The 22192-nt window shown below is 35.6% G+C and carries 20 protein-coding genes and 2 pseudogenes; 16 read left to right on the top strand and 6 right to left on the bottom strand.

Going from position 1 to position 22192, the window contains the following annotated elements; all coding sequences use genetic code 11:
* Positions 1–96: 96 nt before the first annotated feature.
* Positions 97–1959: a tRNA uridine-5-carboxymethylaminomethyl(34) synthesis enzyme MnmG gene (mnmG, locus tag IPI15_RS07830; RefSeq protein ID WP_287419799.1), complete on the top strand. Its 1863-nt coding sequence runs from the start codon at positions 97–99 to the stop codon at positions 1957–1959.
* A 15-nt stretch (positions 1960–1974) separates the two neighbouring features.
* On the opposite strand, the gene IPI15_RS07825 is transcribed toward mnmG, so the two are convergent.
* Positions 1975–2736 carry a sensor histidine kinase gene (locus tag IPI15_RS07825; RefSeq protein ID WP_287419798.1) on the bottom strand — a complete coding sequence of 254 codons (762 nt, stop codon included), beginning with the start codon at positions 2734–2736 and terminating at the stop codon, positions 1975–1977.
* A 26-nt stretch (positions 2737–2762) separates the two neighbouring features.
* Positions 2763–3914 (bottom strand): tetratricopeptide repeat protein, encoded by a 1152-nt coding sequence (locus IPI15_RS07820; RefSeq protein WP_287419797.1) that lies wholly within the window; start codon positions 3912–3914, stop codon positions 2763–2765.
* Positions 3915–4756: 842 nt separating this feature from the next.
* Between IPI15_RS07820 and IPI15_RS07815 the strand changes: the two are divergent.
* A pseudogene (locus tag IPI15_RS07815) lies at positions 4757–5195 on the top strand (DoxX family protein).
* A 12-nt stretch (positions 5196–5207) separates the two neighbouring features.
* Positions 5208–5698 (top strand): annotated as a pseudogene (locus IPI15_RS07810) (glutathione peroxidase).
* An 821-nt stretch (positions 5699–6519) separates the two neighbouring features.
* Here the strand turns inward: IPI15_RS07810 and IPI15_RS07805 are convergent.
* Positions 6520–6714, bottom strand: coding sequence for a hypothetical protein (locus IPI15_RS07805; protein WP_287419793.1), 195 nt, complete (start codon positions 6712–6714; stop codon positions 6520–6522).
* A gap of 61 nt (positions 6715–6775) precedes the next feature.
* Positions 6776–7573 carry an alpha/beta fold hydrolase gene (locus IPI15_RS07800; protein WP_287419792.1) on the bottom strand — a complete coding sequence of 266 codons (798 nt, stop codon included), beginning with the start codon at positions 7571–7573 and terminating at the stop codon, positions 6776–6778.
* Positions 7574–8743: 1170 nt separating this feature from the next.
* On the opposite strand from IPI15_RS07800, the gene IPI15_RS07795 reads away from it, so the two are divergent.
* The 5 genes from IPI15_RS07795 (at position 8744) to IPI15_RS07775 (ending at position 12699) form a co-directional block, all read left to right on the top strand.
* Positions 8744–9157, top strand: coding sequence for a GNAT family N-acetyltransferase (locus tag IPI15_RS07795; protein WP_287419790.1), 414 nt, complete (start codon positions 8744–8746; stop codon positions 9155–9157).
* A 164-nt stretch (positions 9158–9321) separates the two neighbouring features.
* Positions 9322–9675: a zinc-binding metallopeptidase family protein gene (locus tag IPI15_RS07790; protein WP_287419788.1), complete on the top strand. Its 354-nt coding sequence runs from the start codon at positions 9322–9324 to the stop codon at positions 9673–9675.
* A complete protein-coding gene (locus IPI15_RS07785; RefSeq protein WP_287419787.1) occupies positions 9630–10451 on the top strand; it encodes a M20/M25/M40 family metallo-hydrolase in 822 nt (273 codons plus the stop codon). The genes IPI15_RS07790 and IPI15_RS07785 overlap by 46 nt, the downstream gene beginning before the upstream one ends.
* A complete protein-coding gene (alr, locus tag IPI15_RS07780) occupies positions 10444–11559 on the top strand; it encodes an alanine racemase (RefSeq protein WP_287419786.1) in 1116 nt (371 codons plus the stop codon). Before IPI15_RS07785 ends, alr begins: the two co-directional genes overlap by 8 nt.
* A 36-nt stretch (positions 11560–11595) precedes the next feature.
* A complete protein-coding gene (locus IPI15_RS07775) occupies positions 11596–12699 on the top strand; it encodes an alanine/ornithine racemase family PLP-dependent enzyme (protein WP_287419784.1) in 1104 nt (367 codons plus the stop codon).
* Between the two features lie 22 nt (positions 12700–12721).
* Here IPI15_RS07775 and IPI15_RS07770 read toward each other — a convergent pair whose 3' ends face one another.
* Together IPI15_RS07770 and IPI15_RS07765 are read right to left on the bottom strand one after the other, a co-directional pair.
* A complete protein-coding gene (locus IPI15_RS07770) occupies positions 12722–13624 on the bottom strand; it encodes a mechanosensitive ion channel family protein (RefSeq protein WP_287419782.1) in 903 nt (300 codons plus the stop codon).
* A gap of 660 nt (positions 13625–14284) precedes the next feature.
* Positions 14285–14938, bottom strand: coding sequence for a porin family protein (locus IPI15_RS07765; protein WP_287419779.1), 654 nt, complete (start codon positions 14936–14938; stop codon positions 14285–14287).
* Between the two features lie 708 nt (positions 14939–15646).
* Here IPI15_RS07765 and IPI15_RS07760 point away from each other — a divergent pair.
* From IPI15_RS07760 to IPI15_RS07730, 8 genes are all read left to right on the top strand, one after another.
* Positions 15647–16816, top strand: a complete 1170-nt coding sequence (locus IPI15_RS07760) for a dipeptidase (RefSeq protein ID WP_287400473.1) — start codon at positions 15647–15649, stop codon at positions 16814–16816.
* Between the two features lie 111 nt (positions 16817–16927).
* Positions 16928–17326, top strand: coding sequence for a hypothetical protein (locus IPI15_RS07755; RefSeq protein ID WP_287400472.1), 399 nt, complete (start codon positions 16928–16930; stop codon positions 17324–17326).
* Between the two features lie 320 nt (positions 17327–17646).
* Positions 17647–18198 (top strand): hypothetical protein, encoded by a 552-nt coding sequence (locus IPI15_RS07750; RefSeq protein WP_287400471.1) that lies wholly within the window; start codon positions 17647–17649, stop codon positions 18196–18198.
* Between the two features lie 404 nt (positions 18199–18602).
* Positions 18603–19283 (top strand): nitroreductase family protein, encoded by a 681-nt coding sequence (locus tag IPI15_RS07745; protein ID WP_287400470.1) that lies wholly within the window; start codon positions 18603–18605, stop codon positions 19281–19283.
* Between the two features lie 53 nt (positions 19284–19336).
* Positions 19337–19999 carry a DUF2306 domain-containing protein gene (locus IPI15_RS07740; RefSeq protein WP_287400469.1) on the top strand — a complete coding sequence of 221 codons (663 nt, stop codon included), beginning with the start codon at positions 19337–19339 and terminating at the stop codon, positions 19997–19999.
* A complete protein-coding gene (locus IPI15_RS19825; protein ID WP_353845290.1) occupies positions 19974–20273 on the top strand; it encodes a DUF1801 domain-containing protein in 300 nt (99 codons plus the stop codon). Before IPI15_RS07740 ends, IPI15_RS19825 begins: the two co-directional genes overlap by 26 nt.
* A gap of 23 nt (positions 20274–20296) precedes the next feature.
* Positions 20297–20437: a hypothetical protein gene (locus tag IPI15_RS07735; protein WP_287419777.1), complete on the top strand. Its 141-nt coding sequence runs from the start codon at positions 20297–20299 to the stop codon at positions 20435–20437.
* A gap of 526 nt (positions 20438–20963) precedes the next feature.
* On the top strand, positions 20964–21311 hold the full coding sequence (locus tag IPI15_RS07730; RefSeq protein WP_287400466.1) for a single-stranded DNA-binding protein: 348 nt from the start codon (positions 20964–20966) through the stop codon (positions 21309–21311).
* The last annotated feature ends 881 nt before the right edge of the window (positions 21312–22192 follow it).

Genomic DNA, 22192 nt, shown 5'->3' with positions numbered 1-22192 from the left:
TTTCCAAAACTTAAATAAACCATATAACTATTTGACATCCAATAGTATAAAAGATAATATATATAAACATTAATATTATAACTTATTTTTCCTCCTATGTTTCCAGAATATGATGTGATAGTAGTCGGAGCAGGCCATGCAGGTTGTGAAGCCGCTGTGGGTGCTGCCAATCTTGGCTCAAAAGTACTGCTCGTCACTATGAATATGCAGACCATCGCACAGATGTCCTGCAATCCTGCTATGGGAGGTGTCGCCAAAGGACAGATCGTCAGAGAAGTGGATGCACTGGGTGGATACTCCGGTATCGTCACGGATCATACGATGATTCAGTTCAGGATGCTCAACTTGTCCAAAGGCCCTGCCATGTGGAGTCCGCGTGCTCAGAGTGACCGGATGGAATTCGCCGGCAAATGGAGGCACATGCTGGAGCAAAATCCATTGATAGACTTCTGGCAGGAAATGGTCTCAGGCCTCATTGTCAAAGATAAAAGAGTCGTCGGTATCAGAACAGGCATGGGCATCGAAGTTCGTGGTAAATCTGTAGTTTTGACCAATGGAACCTTCCTGAATGGCATCATCCACATCGGAGAGAAGCAATTCGGTGGAGGAAGAGCTGGCGAAAGTGCAGCCAAAGGTATTACTGAACAACTCGTAGAACTCGGCTTTGAAGCAGGACGAATGAAGACAGGGACGCCACCAAGACTCGATGGCCGTTCACTCAATTATAACAATATGGAAGAACAGCCTGGTGATGAAAAGCCTGGTAAATTCTCCTATGCTGATACACCTACGATTAAAGATCAAATACCTTGTCACATCACCTACACGAATGACAAGGTACACGAAGTCTTAAAAACAGGATTTGCTCAGTCACCTATGTTTCAGGGTAGGATTCAGGGACGCGGTCCACGATATTGTCCGTCTATAGAGGATAAGATCGAAAGATTTGCAGATAAGGAGCGACATCAGTTATTTGTAGAGCCGGAAGGCAGAAATACCATCGAGATCTATGTCAATGGTTTTTCAAGTTCTTTACCTGAAGATGTGCAATACAAGGCGCTGAAAATGATTCCCGGCTTCGAAGATGTGAAAATGTTCCGCCCTGGCTATGCCATCGAATATGATTATTTTCCACCTACACAGCTGAAGATGTCGTTGGAGACTCATTTGATTGGCGGTTTATACTTCGCAGGTCAGATCAATGGAACCACAGGATATGAGGAAGCTGCTTGTCAGGGCATGATGGCCGGAATAAACGCAGCATTATCTGTTCAGGAAAGAGATCCATTTATTCTTGGTCGTTCTGAAGCCTATATCGGTGTCCTGATCGATGATCTGATCAATAAAGGTACCAATGAACCATACAGGATGTTTACGTCTCGTGCGGAGTTCAGGATCCTGTTAAGGCAGGACAATGCCGACCTGAGACTTACACCACTGGCTGTCGGATTGGGTATGAAAGGTCTGGACAAGAGAATGGCACGGGTCAATGAGAAAAATGAAAAAGTACAGGAGATCATTGATTGGTTTAGAGAGACGAGTGCAGACCCTGCAGAATTAAACCCACATTTTGAAGCGGTAGGAAGTAGTCCTATGAAACAAAAAGTCAAGATGGATCAGGTCATTACCAGGCCTAATATTCAGATCAATGATATGGCAGTTCATATGCCGTTATTGAAGGATTTTCTTGCAAACTATGATGACGAAATCGTACAGCTGGCTGAAACCAATATGAAGTATGCCTCCTACATCGTTAAAGAAATGGAGATGGTCAACAGGGTAAGCAGGCTGGAAGAAATGAAGTTACAACCCGACTTTGATTATAGTACTATCACCTCACTCTCGCTTGAGGCACGTGAGAAACTCAACAAACATAAACCTGCCTCTCTAGGCCAGGCTGGCAGAATCAGTGGTATTAATCCGGCGGATATTAGTGTGTTGTTGGTGCATTTGAAATAGTTATTATTCAATAAATTAGTTCTTTGAATGTTCTTCAATCGGTACCTTGACCCAAATCTTCGTGCCATTTGGAAGCAAATTCTCAATTTTGTATTCACCACCCATTTTATTAGCCAAACTGATCATTTTACTAATACCTTTGCCCTCATTATTACGGTTAACATCCATTCCCCGACCATCGTCTTCCAAAGTTGCAATGAATAGACTATCCACTTTCTTGAAATTGATATTCACGAAGCTCGCATCAGCATGTTTAACAATATTGTTGATTGATTCAAGAATAATCTGGTACAATTGGTGTTCCATTTCTATTTGAAATCGTCCAATGTGATCTTCTTCCTTTATATTAAACAATGTATTGTACTGCACCGTCAATTTTGAAACTAAAGCATGAGTCGCTGCCACAATTCCATCTTGCTCCAAAACACCGGGAAGTGTATTGTGAAAGATAAGTTCATCAACATTAGTTACACTTGTTGTCATGTCAATTAGTTTCTTATAAATTACACTATTATGGTCATCAAGTTGATCCGGGTCTATGGCTTTAATTAATGATCTCAAAGTAGTAAGTTGGGCATTTTGATCCTCTTGATCAATAGCAGCCAACCTTCGTCTTTCGATATTCTGGCCCTGGTATAAAGCATTTTCAATCTCTAAATTTTTAGTTTTTAGAGTTAAATTTATTTCTTTTAATTTTTTATTGGTCCTGAGAATATATAAGGTGCTAAAAAATCCAATTATAGAAATGATGATAAGTAAATTACGTGTAGTTATCAATTTCTGGTGTTTAACTTTTTCAAGATTCAACTTTGAAATTTGTTCATTTTTGGAAATTTCATAGTTGTAAGCTTTTTCCAATAACTGAGTATTGATATCCTGATTATATATCGTATCAGACCATCGTTGATAATTCTTGTAATTTTCAAAAGCTTTCCTGCTTTCTCCGTTCCTTTCATAGGCATTTGACAAGATCTCATAATATTCTTTCTTTTCAGAAGGAAATGTAATATCAGATTTTCAAGGATCGTTAGACCAAAATTCGCAATTTTAATTGCTTCAGACAGTTTTCCCTTCAACAAAGCTATTTTTGCATCATTAATGAAAACTGTGTGAAATCCCCAACTTTGTTCACCAGTCAACTTCTTGTGTAAAGTTTTGGCAAGGTCGTTGTATTTTTGGGAAGAATCCAAGTCATTTGTTTTTATATAAGCATCAGCCAGATTTGCGTACATACTGACCAGTCGCTGGTTCTTACCCATGGGTTCCTGGATAGATATGCCTCCTTTGAACTGCGTAATAGCTGCTTTAAATTTGAATTGCTTGTTAAGAATCACACCTTTTTGGTTCTTGTAAAATACTTTGGTATTCAAATCATTTAGGCTATCTGCTAAATGTTCACCTTCATTAGAAAATTTCAGCGCCAGATCGTATTTCTTGATCATGAGATAAATATTCGCAATACTGGATATAGTAGATTTTAGATTTGAAACTAATTGATATTTATCCTGAATTTTTTTTGCTTTAAGTAGCAGGTCAAGTGCTTCATAATATTGTCCTTTATAGGTGAGTACACTACCGTATTCGGAATAATATAATGCCTCCCATTGCTTGTTTCCTTCGCTTTTAAAGATTTCATTAGAATGATGTAGCATCTTCATGGCGTTTTCATATCTCTCAGGGAAATCATAATCTATCTGCGCCCTTCTAAACAGTGCGATACCCTCTATGAGAGGCATTTTTGCCTTTTTAGCTAATTGAAACATTGTATCTAAATGCCTTTGAGCAAGTGGCTCCTGATCTTGATAATCCATCTCAATTCGCACCCATTGGCTTCTGGCATTGGCCTCGCCCATTGCGTAATTTAGCTTTTTTGAATCAATGATGGCTTTTTCTAATTTTGCATAGGCAAGGGAGTCCATTCCAGAGAGCCAATCAAGTCGAGCCTGTTCGATCATTTCATCCACCAAATTGATCTGAGTTTGTCCTTTTCTTTTTCAAGTGAAATTTTAGGAATCACTGCCTGTCCATGTATATGACATGCAATGAAAGAAAGGATAATATAGATGATAATAAATCTCAAGTGAGCTAATTATTCTGTGAATTTAACTCAAATTAATTAAAAAAAACTATTGTAAATGCAGATATGCATTTCAATATAAGATTTAAAGCCTGCATAGTAACATTTTCAGAGTATGTGCACTTTAAAAAATGTATTGTAAATCAAAATAACTCAAGTTTCGGCAGTTAAGAAACAAAGGTAGATGGCTGATGTTAGATGTTAGATGGAGTTTCGTTAATTGATTCATATTTTTTCTTTAATAGCTTAATAGAAAAAATATCCATGTGATTGATGGAAAGCCATCTAAAATCTACCCCCCTCGCCACAGCTTTGTCGGACAAGCTTCTAACATCTAACATTTTATTAAAATTAAAATTTATCCTTCAAAAAGTAAATTTGACTACCGAAACTTGAGTCAAAATAATATTTAGTTGGCTCTCATCCCAAATGGGTATAAATTTTATAAAAGACATAAATTTCCTCGATTCTACTTCCTTTACTTGCGAATATAAAACATATAATATTTCAATCTTTAACATTAATTGAAGTGTTAAAACAAGTAGTTGAGATCAAAGAAAAATGATGGTATTTGCTACTCGTAAAAATAAAATCTTTATAGATGTCATTCGATTGTAAAACTTAAACTTCTCTCATAGAGTTATAAGAACGGCCATAGGATGTTAATCTGCACGTTTTTATCCTTCATGTTCTATAAATATTTGAATTAAAAAATAAAATATGACTACCCGAAAATCGATTCTAACACCTCAACTATTCAAAAACATCGGGCGAATCGTCCTCGGTGCCTTCATTCTTGGAGCAGGCATATCCCATTTGAGCTTTAGTCGACAAGAGTTTCAAGCGCAGGTTCCTCCATGGCTTCCTATTGATGCAGACACAGTCGTAATTATGTCGGGAATTGTAGAAATAATCCTTGGAGCATCGTTAATAGCACTTCCTAAATATAAAGTTACCATAGGGTGGATCACTGCAGCATTTTTGTTGCAGTCTTTCCCGGTAATATCGCACAATGGGCAAATCAACGTGACGGATTCGGACTGGACACGGATTCAGCGAGACTGATCAGATTATTTTCCAACCAGTACTCATTGCCTTGGCATTATGGTCTACCAACGCTTGGACAAAAAGGACTAAATCCACCAATAAATTAAATTAATACATAAATTTTATGAGCGATTCATTTTATAATTTTTCAGCTAATAGTCTTAGAGGAAAGAAAGTCAATTTTGAAGAATACAAAGGCAAGACAATACTTGTTGTAAATACAGCGAGCCAATGTGGTTTGACTCCACAATATGAAGGACTGGAGACGCTCTATAATAAGTACAAAGATGACGGCTTGGTCATCTTAGGCTTTCCATGCAATCAATTTGGACAGCAGGAGCCGGGTGGTGTGGATGAAATAGAGGCCACCTGTTCAATCAACTATGGGGTAACATTCCCTATGTTTGAAAAGGTAGATGTCAATGGTGATAGCGCTCATCCATTGTTTAAATATTTGAAAAGAAGCTGCATGGATGGTTTGGGAATAAAATCAAATGGAATTTTACAAAGTTTCTGATCGATTCAAATGGAAATCCTGTGAAAAGATTCGCTCCCATCGATAAACCTGAGAAAATCGATGAATATCTGCAGAAGATGAAGATAGGAAATGAGTAATCAGTAATCAGTAATAAGAGTGGGTAGCACTTCCTGATTTATATCACAGGCTATTATTGAGCAGAAAAAATATGAATTGATGATAACGTATCTAAGAAAGGCATACTAACTTTTAAATCAGTGTAATCCTTAATCCGTTTAATCCCGTGATTCAGACAGATGGGTGATGGGTAATGGGTAATGGGTAATGGAATGGGCAATGGGAAAGAGCAATCTCAACTCATTGATATTAATTTAAGGCGATTATTGAGCTGCTGAAATTTAAATTAAATAAAGTCGTTACTTGGAATCATTCTAATTTCATATTTCTAACTTTTAAATCAGTGTAATCCTTTAATCCGTTTAATCCCTGCCTTTGTTGGCAGGCAAGCGTGATTCAGACAGATGGGTGATTGGTAATGGGTAATCAGAGTAATCTCGACTTCTTGATCTTAATTTCAGTCGATTATTGAACTGTCGAAATGTAGATTGAATAACCGGGAATCATTCTAATTTCATTTTTAACTTAATTTTTAAATCAGGGAAATCCTTTAATCCTAATCCCTGCCTTTGTTGGCAGGCAAGCGTGATTCAGACGAATAGGTAGTGGGTAATAAGATCAATCTCAACTTCTTGATGTTAATTTCAGTCGATTATTGAACTGTCGAAATGTAGATTGAATAATGTCATCCAGGGGACTTCTGACTTCTGACTTCTGACTTCTGACTTCTGACTTCTAAAAACTTTTAACGTCTCAACTCTTTTTCACTTCAATTACACCACTACATTCCCTAAATAAATTCAGTGAATCGATGGTCTTTTACTTTTTTTTACGGGCTTTATTAAGTATGGTTATAATGGGACTTTTGCAAGCTCTCGTTTTGAGGTAAATCTTCTGCCAAAACTTCAACCATTACCTTTTCAAAAATATTATTTGCAATAGGTTCCTGCGGGACTTGATTCAAAATATTACCATAGATTATAGGTGCAATCCTGTCATATTCCTCAATTATTTTATTGTCATCTGATTTGCTCATTTCTTTCAATTCTAAAATTTTAAACTAAAAACAACTTAAATTTAGGAAAATTAATTGACAATCAAAGTTTTATAAAATCCTTTATTGCTCTTACAGTCTCTTCAGGATGACTCATATGGAGACAATGTCCTTTAGCATTCACAACTACTAAGGTATTATTCGGGACATTCTCATTCATATATTGTCCTATGTAGAGTGGCGCTATCATATCTTCAGAACTCTGGATAGTAAGGTTTTCAACTGGAATAAAGGGAAGATCAGGTCTATTATCAGACAGGAAGGTAACTTTGGCAAATTGTCTGGCGATTACAGGATCTATTGAACAAAAATTATTTATTAGTTCTTCGCCAAGTTCCGGACCATTATCTCGATCCATGATAGCCGGAGCAAGGGAATTGGCCCATCCAATATAATCCTCTTCCATTACTTCAAATAAGCCGTCAATAGTTTCCTGGTCAAAAGCTCCCTTATAATTTTCCTTATGAATGTAGCATGGAGAAGGTCCTATAAAAATCAACTTTTTGAATAAATCAGGTTTGTCAATTGATGCCAAAGCTCCTATCATTGCACTGACCGAGTGTCCCACAAAAATCACCTCCTTAAGATCTAATTCTTCACAAATCTCAAGGATATCCTTAGCATATCCATATAAAGAATCATATCTTTCAGCTTTGTACGCGGATAGATCTGAATTGCCGGCACCTACATAATCAAACATGACAATCTTATAATCGTCTTCAAAGGAACTCTTTATGTAATTCCAAACCTTTTGATCACATCCGAAACCATGAGCGAACAAAATAACTTGTTCCCCTTGTCCGGATACCACTACATTGTTTCTTTTGATAACATTAACCATAATTATTATAACACTTTAGATAGATGAGTGTGAAATTATTTTAAAGATAGATTATTCTTAAGTCAAAAAGATTAATAAAAATCAATTCAGGAGTTAGAGTGACAAAGATCAATAGTTTTGACGATAATTTGTTAAATTGATTTTAGTACTTTTTAGTATATTTTGGTGTACAAAAGAGCTGTCATCAACATTCAGTTTGACAAAATCCTCAATATATGTCTCAATATTCTCTAACATGCACTTTCGTATATCAGCAATGCCTTAGTTCCTTAAGGGTACTTTAGAATTATTTGCAATCGATCTCAATTGCTTTTTTGGAGGTTTATGAGATTATTTGAATGAAATTAAAGGGATTGCAATAAAGTAGTAACTGTATATACACGTTTATCTTCTGAAATCGTTAAATGCTCAAAAGTACTCACTGAATCAAATAAAAGATTGTAATGTATTATTAGAAACTTAAGTTTCTCTAGTCAAATTTTTCTTTTTAAAGATTTTTTTTTAATTTTAGTAAAATGTTAGATGTGAGATGTTAGAAGCTTGTCCGCCTAAGGCAGAGATGGCGGGCTTGTCCGACAAAGCTATAGCGAAGGCGGGGTAGATTTTAGATGGCCTTCCATCAACCACATGGATATTTTTTCTAATAAACCTATTAAAAAATATGAATCAATTGACTAAACCCCATCTAACATCTAACATCAGCCATCTACATTTGTTTTTTAATTGCCGAAACTTGAGTTACAAATTGTGAACTTTGTAAGAAAATTCATCTAATTCAATATACTAGAATTAAAACCAACAATTATAAAGAGTAAATTATTCTTTATAATAAAACAAGATATTGCAAAGTGCTCATTAATGACTAACTATCAATGATTTAGGTGATTTATTTTAAAAATCGTACCTTTACACCGTATTTGCACCCACAATAGAATTATTTTTCGGTTTTACTCTAAAATATTCGTTGATTTCTCATAAGTACACCGTAGTTTACTTGCGGCAATGTCAATATGTCTTTAATTAAACCGCAAAAAAAGTAGTTAAATGGATGCTATAGACATTACTATATTCATTATTTACATGATCTACTCTGTGGGTTTTATATTATATTTTTTAAATAAAGGAAACACAAACTAGTACTCATTAATTATTTCCTCAAAACAATTAAATATGCAATTTGAAATAATAAATCCTTCGAATAAAAACAATAGAATCACCGATGACGATACAGTCGCTTCCTTTTTATTTAAACATTTAGAACAATATGGCGATAAAGTAGAAGATATTTTAAAATGCGTCGATTATGCATTAGATCCCAAAAGAGGTGGAAACATCATTATCGGATTTGATGAAGAAAAGATTGTGGGTCTAACAATACTCAATAACACCGGCATGAGCGGATATATTCCCGAAAACATACTGGTGTACATAGCTGTTGATAGCAGTAAGAGGGGTAAGGGATATGGCAAAAAAATCATGCAAAAAGCAATAGAAATAACTGAAGGAGCGATCGCTTTACATGTAGAACCTAATAATCCTGCAAAAGGACTCTATGAGAAATTGGGCTTTACTAATAAATATTGAGAAATGCGTTTGCAGAAATAAATTGAATGTTTGGCGTTTGATGTTTGGCGTTTGGGGTTATAATCAATTAATTGCCTGACTGTTCGCCGTTCGCTTCTCGCCGATCACCATTTCAACTTAAAAACTACCCTCTTTTAATTTAACAAAATTAATACCATTGTAATATGCAAGACTTAATTCAACTAAGAAAAGAAATACATCAACATCCTGAACTTTCCAGTTTTGAAAAAGAAACAGCCAAAAGAGTGGTAAATTTTATTGAACCATTTGGTCCGGATGAAATAATTACTAACGTCGGAGGCGATGGAATACTTTTCGTTTTCAATGGAAAAGAACCCGGCAAAACAGTTTTATTCCGAGCAGAATTGGATGCCTTACCTATTCAGGAGATCAATGATTTTTCTTATAAATCATTGACAGAAGATGTTTCTCATAAATGTGGCATGATGGACACGCCACCATTTTGTGCGGCTTGGCAAAGAAACTCACTTCCGACAGGCCTCAAAAAGGACGAATAATTCTATTATTCCAACCAGCTGAGGAAAATGGCATGGGAGCAGTGGCTATGTACAATGATGAAAAATTCAAACCTTATCATCCGGATTTGGCTTTTGCACTGCACAACCTTCCAGGTTATCCAAAAAATGCAATTGTGGTCAAAGATAATACCTTTACCTGTGCTGTCAATAGCATTATTATAAAGTTGAAAGGAAAGACGTCCCATGCCGCAGAACCTGAATTTGGGCTTAATCCGGGACAAGCTATTGCTGCCATAATTCAGTCGTTTGAAAGGAAAAATCAGCCCGATTTCAAGAGCGATGATTTTGCGGTTTTGACATTGATATATGCACATTTGGGAACTAAGGATTACGGAATATCGGCAGGAAATGGAGAAGTACATTACACCTTCCGAAGAACCCGAAATGACAGAATGTTGGAACTCGAAACAACATTGGAAAAGACTGCTCGCATCATCGCTGCACAATACAAACTGGACATCGAAATAGAATGGACACAACAATTTAAGGCCAATGAAAATAGCTCGGAAGCTGTTGATATTGTGAGAAAAGCAGTAACTAATTCAGGATTGACAAAAATAGAAAGAGATGCACCTTTTAAATGGGGAGAGGATTTTGGGCTTTTTACAGAGCATTTTTCAGGAGCCATGTTTGGCTTGGGAAGTGGTGAAAATGTACCTGCTTTGCACAATCCCGATTATGACTTTCCAGATGAAATCATTCAAGCCGGCATAGACATTTTTTACAATATCAGTAAAGTGGCCCTGGATGCATGACAATTCCTTTATCGAAATAAACCGGGAAGCTTTTGAAAGCAATTGGCAATTTCTGAAACAACATTTTGGCAAAAAAGTCCTAATTTCATCTGTAGTAAAAGGAAATGCTTATGGTCATGGAATTAAACCATTTGTTACAATGGCCTTAGAATCCGGTGTGACTCATTTTTCTGTTTTTGACTGCAACGAAGCCAGACAGGTCAATGAAGTGGTAAAAAATCGGGCAGAAATCATGATAATGGGTTGGATCGAAAATACTTCCATCCCTTGGGCAATTGAAAATAATGTTTCGATTTACGTTTTCGAAAAGAAAAGATTGGAAGCCTCGATTAAATCAGCTAAGAAACTTGGCAAAAAAGTCATGTTGCATATTGAGATCGAAACCGGGATGAATAGGACAGGGTTTCAACCTAAAGAGATTTCTTCCTTAATAAAATATTTAAAAAAGGAGCAAGATCATTTCATTTTTCAAGGGTTATGCACTCATTATGCCGGGGCAGAAAGCATCGCTAATTATTATCGTGTCAGGAATCAAATAGCACAATATTCAAAAATGTACGATAGATTTTGTGCTGAAGGGCTTACTCCCATTCTTAGACATACTGCCTGCTCTGCCGCCGCAATGATGTATCCTGAGACTTGCATGGATATGGTCCGTATTGGTATCATGCAATATGGCCTTTGGCCAAGTCCGGAAGCATTTGTCAATTACCTCAATGTAAGCAAAAAACGCATTGATCCACTTCGTCGAGTTATCAGCTGGAAATCAAAGGTCATGAGCATCAGAAAGGTTACGCAGGGACAATTTATCGGTTATGGCAATAGTTACATGGCATCCGAAAATATGAAGATTGCGGTCGTCCCCATAGGTTACGCGCATGGATACAGTCGTACACTTAGTAATCAGGGAAGGGTGTTGATCAACGGGTATCGCTGCCAGGTCATCGGCACTATTAATATGAATATGATGTTGGTAGATGTTTCTGAGATTTTAATTATCCACATTGGAGATGAAGTTGTATTAATAGGCAGGCAGGACAATTTGGACTTATCTGTTGCGTCATTTAGTGACTTCAGCAATTTATTAAATTATGAATTACTGACCTGATTGAGTCAGGAAATACCCAGAAAAATTATTTGATTTATGGCATATATAACTTTAAACAGAAAGAAACTTCAACAGAATTATCAATTTCTGGATAATTTATTCAAGTCCAGAATTATTGAATGGGGTGTCGTTTCGAAGATGCTTTGGGGTAATGAAATTTATCTAAAAGAAATAATTGCATTAGGAACAATGGAAATCCATGATTCCCGAATAAGTAATATTCAAAAAATTAAAAGATTAAATCCGGGAATTCAAACAGTTTATATCAAACCACCAGCTAAAAGAAGTATTTCCAGAATAGTTCGTTATGCAGATGTGAGTTTCAATACAGAGATCAGAACAATCGAATGGCTATCAGAAGAAGCTATCAAACAAGGTAAGATTCACAAGATCATCATCATGGTTGAAATGGGGGATCTCAGGGAAGGCGTATTAGGAGAAGAACTTTTGGACTTTTATCAAAGAGCGATGAGCTTAAATGGAATTTCGATTTCAGGGATCGGTACTAATCTAAATTGTCTAAGTGGCGTAATGCCCAATCAAGATAAATTGATCCAATTAAGTTTGTATAAATTATTGATTGAGACAAAATTTCAAAAAACTATTCCATGGGTTTCCGGGGGCACAAGTGTAGCTATTCCATTATTACTTAAAAATGCCAGCCCAATGGCAGTAAATCATTTTCGAGTAGGTGAGGCATTGTATTTTGGAAAAGATCTTTTCACAGGAAAAACGATGAAAGGGATGCACAATGATGTATTCAAACTGTATGCAGAAATCATAGAAATAACAGAAAAACCTGATTTGCCAATTGGTGAATTAGGTAAAAATGTGGCTGGTAATTCTTTTTCAATGGATGACCAGGATGACCTCAGTGGTAGTTCAACTAGGGCTATTCTTGATATAGGACTATTGGACATGCAGCCTCAATATCTTATATTAGAAGATACAAAACTTAAAATTATTGATGCCAGTTCAGACATGACAGTGGTGGATATATCCCATACGAAAAAGAAATATAAAGTTGGAGATTTGATTTCCTTCAAACTAGATTACATGGGAGCATTGTCTATATTGAATTCCAATTATGTCGATAAAAGTAGAAGATTAATCTCCATGTTTTATTTCTTAGTTAATTGAATACAAATATAAAATAGATTAATTAGCTACTTTTTCCATCCAAAATACTCAAGTTAACTTCACTAAGTTCTTTGCCACCCTTAATTCCAAAATCTAATGTCCTGATCGGGAATGGAATCATAATATCATTTTCATCATAGGCCTTTTTGATATTGATTATTACTTGGTTACATACGATCAAATAAGATGCTGGTTTGACATTCTCGAGCCATAGTCGGATCGTATAATTAATCGAACTCCCACCAAATTCCTTATAAAACATAGTGGTTTGTTCATCTTTAGACAATCCTTCAATATTCTTCACCGCATCCAATGTAATGCGCATTACTCTCTCCAGATCTTCGCCATAAGAGACACCAACTTCGAGATCCATCCGTCGTTTACCGAGCATAGAATAATTTTCGATAGGGTTCTGAAAGACACTTTTATTTGGAATAATAACCAATTGCCCTTGAAAGGTAAGAAGCACAGTATCTCTCAAATTAATGTCTGTTACCTCTCCCATGTATTCTCCTATTTTGACTATATCTCCGATCTGAATAGGACGACGTAAAGAGATAAATACTCCTGAGATAAAATTGGCTGCAATATCCTGAAAGGCGAAGGCAAGAGCCAATCCAAGAACTCCTGCTCCCGCAAGTATAGATACCACAGCTTTATCAAGTTGAAGAATGCTTAACACTACAAATAGTGTTATAATAATAAAAACAAAATAAATCACTGAAATAAACAACCCATTCAAAGCGCTATTGGTAGAAACCTTAAATATAACTTTCCTTGCAATTCTCCTTACTCCCCTTGCTATTAGAAACCCCAATACAAGTGCTATTAATGCGACTAGAAAATTAGGCAACATGAGCACAAACTCATGAGACCAATTGGTAATTTTTTTTACAATTAGACTATATGCTTCATCAAAATCCATGAAAATAATTTAAATTTTAGTTCGTAATTTTATAAAAATAAGAAAAATTAGTACGAAAACAAAATTGGAAGGAGAAATAAAACTGGCTTAACACTCCTTATCCGTTGGTTAAAACCAACGGCAAACTATTTTAGCACTCCATTATTTCCTTGTTCAAAGTATATATTTTACCTAGGTTTTAACCGACGGATCCAGGCTTCTCTCACTTCCGACTTTAGTCGCATTAAAAGAAATTCGACACAATTGCTTTAACTATTCAATTTGTCTGATATCTGGCTGAAGCCAAATGTTTTCTTAATTCCAGGGGACTAAAGTCCTTAGTTTCTGATCTAATATCCGTTGACTAAAGTCAACGGCAAGCTATTTCAGTATTCTATTATTTCCTTGTTCAAAGCACATATTTTACCGTCGGTTTTAACCGACGGACCTCGCATTTACAAACTTCCGACTTTAGTCGCTTTAAATGATGTTCGACACAATTGCTTTAGCTATTCAATTTTTAAATTTCTGGCTAAAGTCGAATGTTTTCTTAAATCTAAAGGAATAAAGTCCTTAGTTTCTGATCTAATATCCGTTGACTAAAGTCAACGGCAAGCTATTCAGTTGCTTCACTTTTTGAATAGATTATTAGAATTTAGGAATTTAGGTATTTAAAATCTACTACTTCTTACCCTTCCCTTTCACATGATGCTGGAATTTGTACCCAACACCCACTTGTATTGTATGTAAATTATCCTTGTAGTTAAGCGAACCAATATCCTTCAATAATGGTGTGCCAAAGAAATTGTACCTCACATCAAGGAAAAATCCCAACATGTAATAATAATTGATACCCAACAATAAATTACCCTGCACGCTCTGCAATTGGTCTTTATCCATATACTTATTGACCACTGTAGCATTGTTTTTGACTGAAGTCGTTTTTCCTTGAGCATAAACATTATAATTAAAAGCACCACCGGCATTTAAACTAAATGATGGCCTGATAAAATACCTGAATAAAACCGGGAAAGACAACTGAAATAGTGAAATTGACCGCTTGGAAATAATGTCATCGCCTACTTTATAATTGTTTTTGATACCGCGCTGAGATGCTACCAATTCGAATTGTAGTTTTGGTCTGGATCCATCGAATTTGCCGATCTCCACTATTCCACCTGCATAACCACCGAATCCCGGCTTTGCTGTGATATTCTGAGGACCGGAAGCGTTGAAAAGTGATACGTCGCCGCCACCTTTTACACCAAATCTTACATGTTGAGAGGATGCTGTTCCTGCTAGAAGCAGGCCAATAAAGAGTATTGCATATTTCATGAGATATATGTTTAAATGATAAATTAATAAATTGAAAGAATACAAAACTAACACATTAAATATATGCGCCATGTGTATTTTGTTGATATTTAGAAAAAATGGTAGTTTTCAGGGATGTTTTACGATGGAGGGAAAAAGAGATTTTGAAGGTATATCACAGAGTTGCACAGAGGTTTTTGATTATAAATATGTTTTAGAAATTCGCTTGCCTTTGAGATTATACTTCGATTGGATATTTTTCAGGTTCACAGAGAGATTTGACTTTTGTCAAATGCTACACCGTTCAGACTGGCTTTAATTTTTTTTATTTATGTACTCACTTCGCGTCCTTAGCGCTTCTTCCTTCCTTTGCGTGAACTAAAGTTAAGTTGATATCACATAGTTGCTCAGAGGTTTTTGAATGCATAATTGATTTAATGCAGCGCTTGGTTTTGAGATTATACCTCGATTGGAAAGCTTTTGAGGTTCACAGAGAGATTTGGCTGTCGTCAAATTCTGCTCCCATCGGTCAATTCTTCAAATTATTTTAAAAAAATCATAACCCGATCATGACAACCATGAAAATCTGCGTTCCACCTTAATAATTATCATGTTAATATCACACTTAACTTCAAACAAAAATCGTGATATGCAATCATATATATTCATTGAGCTTTCTAAAATATCTTATATTTATTCCTTTGGACATTACCATTTAAAATATTTTTTATGAAGTATAAATTCCTATTACTTTTCTTTACCATCTTTTCTTTCAAAATATATAGCCAAACTTATATGGACGTTCACAATAAAGCTATTCTCATAGACACACACAATGACTTCCTCACCAAGACAATGCAATATGGTTACGAATTGGATGCAGACCTGACCGGGAAGACACATAGCGATTTGGCTCGTTTCAAAAAAGGCGGTCTGGATGTACAATTTTTCTCCGTCTGGAGCGATGGTAAACAAATTGATCCATATGCGTATGCCAATCGACAAATAGACAGCCTGGATGCTGTCATCAAACGCAATCCTGATAAAATTGTCAAAGTTGGCAGTGTCGATGAATTGTTGAAAGTAGTAAAACAACACAAAATAGCTGCATTGGTCGGTATCGAAGGAGGTCATCAGATAGAGAATAATTTAGATAATTTGAATGTTTTATTCGACAGAGGTGTCCGCTATATAACGCTTACCTGGAATAATAGCACTGACTGGGCGACCAGCGCCTATGACGAAAAACACAACGCTGAATATAAAGACAAAGGGCTTTCCATATTTGGAAAAGATATCGTCAAACGAATGAATGAACTCGGCATTATGGTTGATGTTTCTCACGTCGGTGAACATACTTTTTGGGATGTCATAGCCACTTCGACTAAACCCATCATCGCTTCCCACAGCTCTGTGTACGCACTTTGTCCACATCAACGTAATTTGAAAGATGACCAGATAAAAGCTATAGCAAAAAACGGTGGCGTCATCCAGGTCAATTTTAACTCCGGATTTATAGATCCAACTGAAGGTGCAAGAGAGGACGCATTCCTTAGCAAGCATCAGGCTGAAATGGACAGCCTCAAAAGTACAGGAGTCAATGAATATATCGCTGAAGAAACTATTCATAAATTATATAGAGCTGAATCCCAATTGCTGCGTGCTCCTTTCGAATTGCTCATCGATCACATAGAATATATCATTAGGTTAGTCGGAATTGACTACGTTGGTATAGGTTCTGACTTTGACGGAATCATCTTACCACCACTTATGCTGGATGACGTGACCACATATCCATTGATCACCAAAGCACTTTTATCCAGAGGATACAGTCAAAAGGATATTAATAAGATCTATGGGGGAAATATATTGAGGGTGATGAAGGCAGTTGAGAGATAATTGAGGTAATTTAATTCGTCTTAATTAAATTCACAAATAAACATGTTACCGGAAATTCTACTCACGTTTCTCTTATTAATTATTTCAAGTTATTTTGTATTGCTCAAAATTTTGAAAAATTATGTTGCAGAAAAGAAACAACGAAATATTACTTCCCTTGGAATTGCTGTTTTTATCTCACCTATACTATTTATAATTATTTCATTTATTTATTTATCTTGGTTTCTGTATGAACCTGAGCGAGAATTTGATCGAAAAAGATGGGTTTCAGATCCAGCTTTAAGATATGAAATGAAAGAAGATATAGTTGATAATAGATTGTTGGAGGGAGAAAGTAAAAAACAGATAATTGAACTAATAGGTCGACCTGACAATAGTGATTCTCTCAATGTATGGAATTATGATCTGGGATCTTCATCAGCAGGATTAGGTTGGCAATACAATTATTTACAATTGATCTTTGAAATGGAAAAGGTCAAGGAAGTGAATAATGGGTCGGTGATGGATTGATGAATATGAGGTTTGTATCACTGAGTTTCACAAAGATTCTTTTATTAGAATATTGAATTAATTATTCTGCCAATTTTATAGAGCGCACTTCGGGCCAGCATCTTTTGAGGTTCACAAAGCTATTTGACTATCGTCAAATGCTACACCGTTCAGTATTTTCTTAAATTTTTTCATGTATTTTCTATCCTCGCGTCTTTCGCGCTTCTTACTTTCTTTGCGTGAATTGCTTTTTTTTGTCTGAATCACAGATTATTCGGATTACAATGATAACACAGATAATTCACCAACAAAATGTATTTTTAACAAAAAAATAAATCCCGATGGCCGAAATAATAGAAATTAAAATTCCGGAAATACACTTCGATTCCAATGGAGAATTAATAATTAATCCAACTTCTACCTCATCCATGAATGACTTTGATTTCTTTGTTGGTAAATGGAATCTGAGGAACAAAAAGTTAGCCAGCCGACTAAATAATTGTACCGAATGGACTGAATTTCAATCTACACAGGAAATGTATAAAATACTAAATGGGCTGGGTAATATTGACAACTTTCTTGCCACCTTTGATGGTGAGCCTTTTGAAGGCATGTCACTCAGGTTATTTGATCCGCTTACAAAACTGTGGAGTATTTATTGGGCAGATTCCAACACGGGAAAAATGGATCCTCCGGTGCAGGGTTCATTTGAGAACAAGATCGGACACTTCATCACCAAAGACATTTTCGAAGGAAGACCCATTTTGGTTGCCTTTCGATGGGACGCAAGAGATGAAAATAATCTGATTTGGAGTCAGGCATTTTCAGATGATAATGGAGAAACATGGGAATGGAACTGGTATATGTATATGTCGAAGTTTGTTGAAGTGTGAAATTAGAAATTAGAAATTAGTTCCACTGTAATTCTTTGCTTCCAAAATCAAAAAGGTAACAATAAGAGTGAAGAGTAAGAGGTGAAAACATATCCCCCTTGTTTGAGGGGCCAAGGGGGAGCTTTCACTAATTATTTTAATTATTTGATTTACAGTACATTAAATTTAGTTATAAAGGAGAAATTAGTAAAGCTGGAATGCTTTGCTTCCAAAAATAAAAATAGATAACTTGATGAAAATGGAACGCAGATGACGCGGATTTTCATGATTAATTATGATTTGTTTTGTCAATGGGCGAATTTCACCCTTTTGTGGTGGCCAAAGGAGAGACTATTACGGACAGATATTAATAGGTTGATTACCATTAAATTATTTTAAATTAGAAAAAATAAATTAGAAATTATATGTCCATAAAATATATCAACAACTACCCATTCATAACTTACTCAAAGGAGGCTTATGATATCGAAGAAATGGAAAGCAGAAGTCATAAATTTCTGGAAACGATGGATAGCCGAAGAAGTGTGCGGGATTTTTCAGACAAGGAAATCCCGGAAAGTGTCATTGAAAATATCCTGCTCACGGCCTCCACAGCTCCTTCAGGGGCACACAAACAACCCTGGACCTTTTGTGTAGTCAAAGATCCGGAGATAAGGAAACAAATTCGAATTGCTGCAGAAAAGGAAGAACGGGAAAGTTATGATCATCGAATGACGGAAGAATGGTTGAAAGATCTTGAGCCCATTGGAACAGATTGGAATAAACCTTTTTTAGAAATTGCGCCTTACCTCATTGTGGTCTTCAAAAGGAGCTATGAAATAGAAGAGAATAACCACAAACACCAAAATTATTATGTGACAGAAAGCTGTGGAATAGCCTGTGGCTTTCTGCTCGCTGCCATACATCACGCAGGTTTAGTGGCATTGACACATACACCGAGTCCTATGAATTTCCTGTCCAAGATCTTGAACAGGCCTATAAATGAGAAGCCCTTTTTGTTGATTCCGGTAGGTTATCCTGTTGAAGAATGTTGGGTGCCGGATATAAAGAGGAAGGGTATTTCAGAAATATGTAATTGGATCTGAACCGAATAATTAAATAATAATTTACCTTTATTAGAGAAAAAATCACAAAACACATGGACACTTTATTTAAAATATTTTTAATCATTCACATCATCGGTGGCTCAGTCGGACTTATCACAGGAACCATAAATATCATTAGAAAAAAGGCAGACAAAAATCATCGACTCATAGGCAATATATTCGTTTACGCAATGATAACAGCAGGATTTTCATCTCTCGTTTTATCTATTTTGCATACTAATTACTTTTTATTTATTGTAGGTATATTCACTTTATATATGATTATTACGGGTAAAAGATATATTTATTTGAAATTATTGGGGTCAAAACAAAAACCACAAATGCTTGATTGGATAATCACAATTATTATGTTAGTGTTTGGAATCGTATTCATAGTATTCGGAATTTATTTTGTGGTTAAAAGTAATTATTTTGGATTAGTATTTATTGTATTCGGTTATTTGGGCCTTAGCTTTGTTAAGACTGATTTCAACCACTTTAAAGGAAAATTCAAGTCAAAAAATTATTGGTTGCTCGCACATCTTCAAAGAATGATAGGCGGATACATCGCTTCTCTAACTGCTTTTCTAGTAGTGAATGTCGCTTATTTACCACAAGTTCCAGCGTTCGTATTCTGGTTATTACCTACTTTAATTTTTTTACCATTGATTCTTAAATGGAGTAGAATGTATGAGGTTAAAAAAAAACAACTTTGATTTACAATTTGCTTTATTATGCTTTGTCAGGTATTCAACTTTAAAAAAAATTAATCAAGATGTACACTATCGAATGACCGAAAAACTTCAATCATACTACCTGAGCAAAGTAGAACCTTTCAGAAGTTGCCTTCTGGCTTTGCGTGAAATTATTCTTGATCATAACCCGGTGATCACAGAAACACAGAAATATTTTATGCCCTGCTTTTGTTATAAAAAAAGATCATCTGTTATCTATGGACGGATAGAAAAACGGACGAACCTTATATTCTAGTTGCAGATGGCAAACTCTTTGATATGCCTGAATTAGAGCAAGGAAAGCGCTCCAGAATGAAGATCTTTAGAGTAGATCCCGAAAAAGATCTGCCTTTGGAGATGATACGGATGATTTTGAATAAAGCCTTGGAGAATCTATCTAAAGAACAAAAAAACGAATAATGCAATTACGAATACTTATCATCTAAATATTCAGTTTTATTGCTATTCAATTAGAAAAGCAGTTCAGTTTAGGAAATAATGGCATAAGGTCAAACAAGTAGAAATAAGTTTAGAATGAGACCATAGGTTGACAATTGCTCCGATGATTAGATTTTAAGTATTTTATTGACATTTTAAATATGGCTAAGCTTCTAATTTTTTTTTTATCGAAACTTAAAATTATTTTTTTATACTATTATTTTAAAACAGAAAAGACTTGAAAGCCCTAACCAGCTCACTGTTGTATTGATTTTTTAATGAATAATTTATGTGTATAAACGTTTGTAAACGCTTACAAACCTTTACATTCGACTATAAACGTTTGAAGACCGACTAATTATTGACAGCCACCTCATCTTTGTAATGTCAAATGGCAATAAGCGATAAGCGATAAGCCGTAAGCCGCTACCAATAAAAATACGTACTGGCTTATAGCCTAAGCCTATAGCTTACAGCTAAAATTTAAACCTTTAAATTATTCATTATCATGAATGCACTAAAAAACAAAGTACAATTGATCGGTAACTTAGGTCAGATTCCGGAAGTAAAAACATTCGATGGCGGCAAAAAAATGGCCCGCATAAGTTTAGTGACAAACGAACGGTACAAAAACGCTTCCGGGGAACTAGTAAATGAAGCCACCTGGCACACATTGATCGCGTGGGGTAAAACTGCAGAGATCGCAGAGAAATACCTGGAAAAAGGAAAGGAAATCGCAGTAGAAGGAAAGCTCGTTAATCGTAATTACACAGACAAGAATGGGATTAAAAAGTACGTTACCGAAATTCAGATCAGCGAACTATTGATGCTGGGCCTAACTAAGAAAGCAGTCTAATTAAAAGTACAATTCAAAACACCTGAAAGTCCGGCAAGAGTGAAATTCTCTTGTCGGTCTTTTTAATTGCTGTGATTACCGATTACCTATTCGTCTGAACCGCTGATTTTATTGATTTATATGATTGAACTGACTGCGTTTTAAAATTAGAAGTTAGAAATTTGAAATTAGAATAATTCCCGGAAACGACATTATTCAATCTACATTTCGGCAGTTCAATTATCGACTTAAATTAACATCAAGGAGTTCCGCTTGCTCTTATAACCGATTCCCCATTACCGATTACCTATTCGTCTGAACCACGCTTGCCTGCCAACAAAGACAGGGATTTAATAGATTTATGCGATTACACTGATTACTTTGCAAAATTAGAAGTTAGAAATATGAAATTAGAATTATTACCGGAAACGACATTATTCAATCTACATTTCGGCAGTTCAATTATCGACTTAAATTAACATCAAGGAGTTCCGCTTGCTCTTATTACCGATTACCCATTACCAATTACCCATCTTTCTGAACCACGCTTTCCTGCCAACAAGGGCAGGGATTTAATTGATTTATATGATTGCACTGATTACTTTGCAAAATTAGAAGTTAGAAATATGAAATTAGAATTATTACCGCAAACGACATTATTCAATCTCTATTTCGACAGTTTAATAATCGATTTAAATTAACATCAAGGAGTTCCGCTTGCTCTTATTACCTATTACCCATTACCGATTACCCATCTTTCTGAAGTTGACATCAAGAAGTTCCGCCTGCTCTTATTACCCGATCACCCATTACCGTTTACAAATTACCCATTATCCATTCGTCACGCGAATCTATCCATCCGTCATGCGAGAACTCCCTACCATGTAAAACAAAATATTCCG

This window comes from Candidatus Brachybacter algidus, assembly GCF_016707225.1.
Taxonomy (GTDB): Bacteria; Bacteroidota; Bacteroidia; order Chitinophagales; family Saprospiraceae; genus Parvibacillus; species Parvibacillus algidus.
The sequence above is the reverse complement of the archived record's forward strand: the minus strand, read 5'-3'. Positions and strand labels throughout refer to the sequence as shown.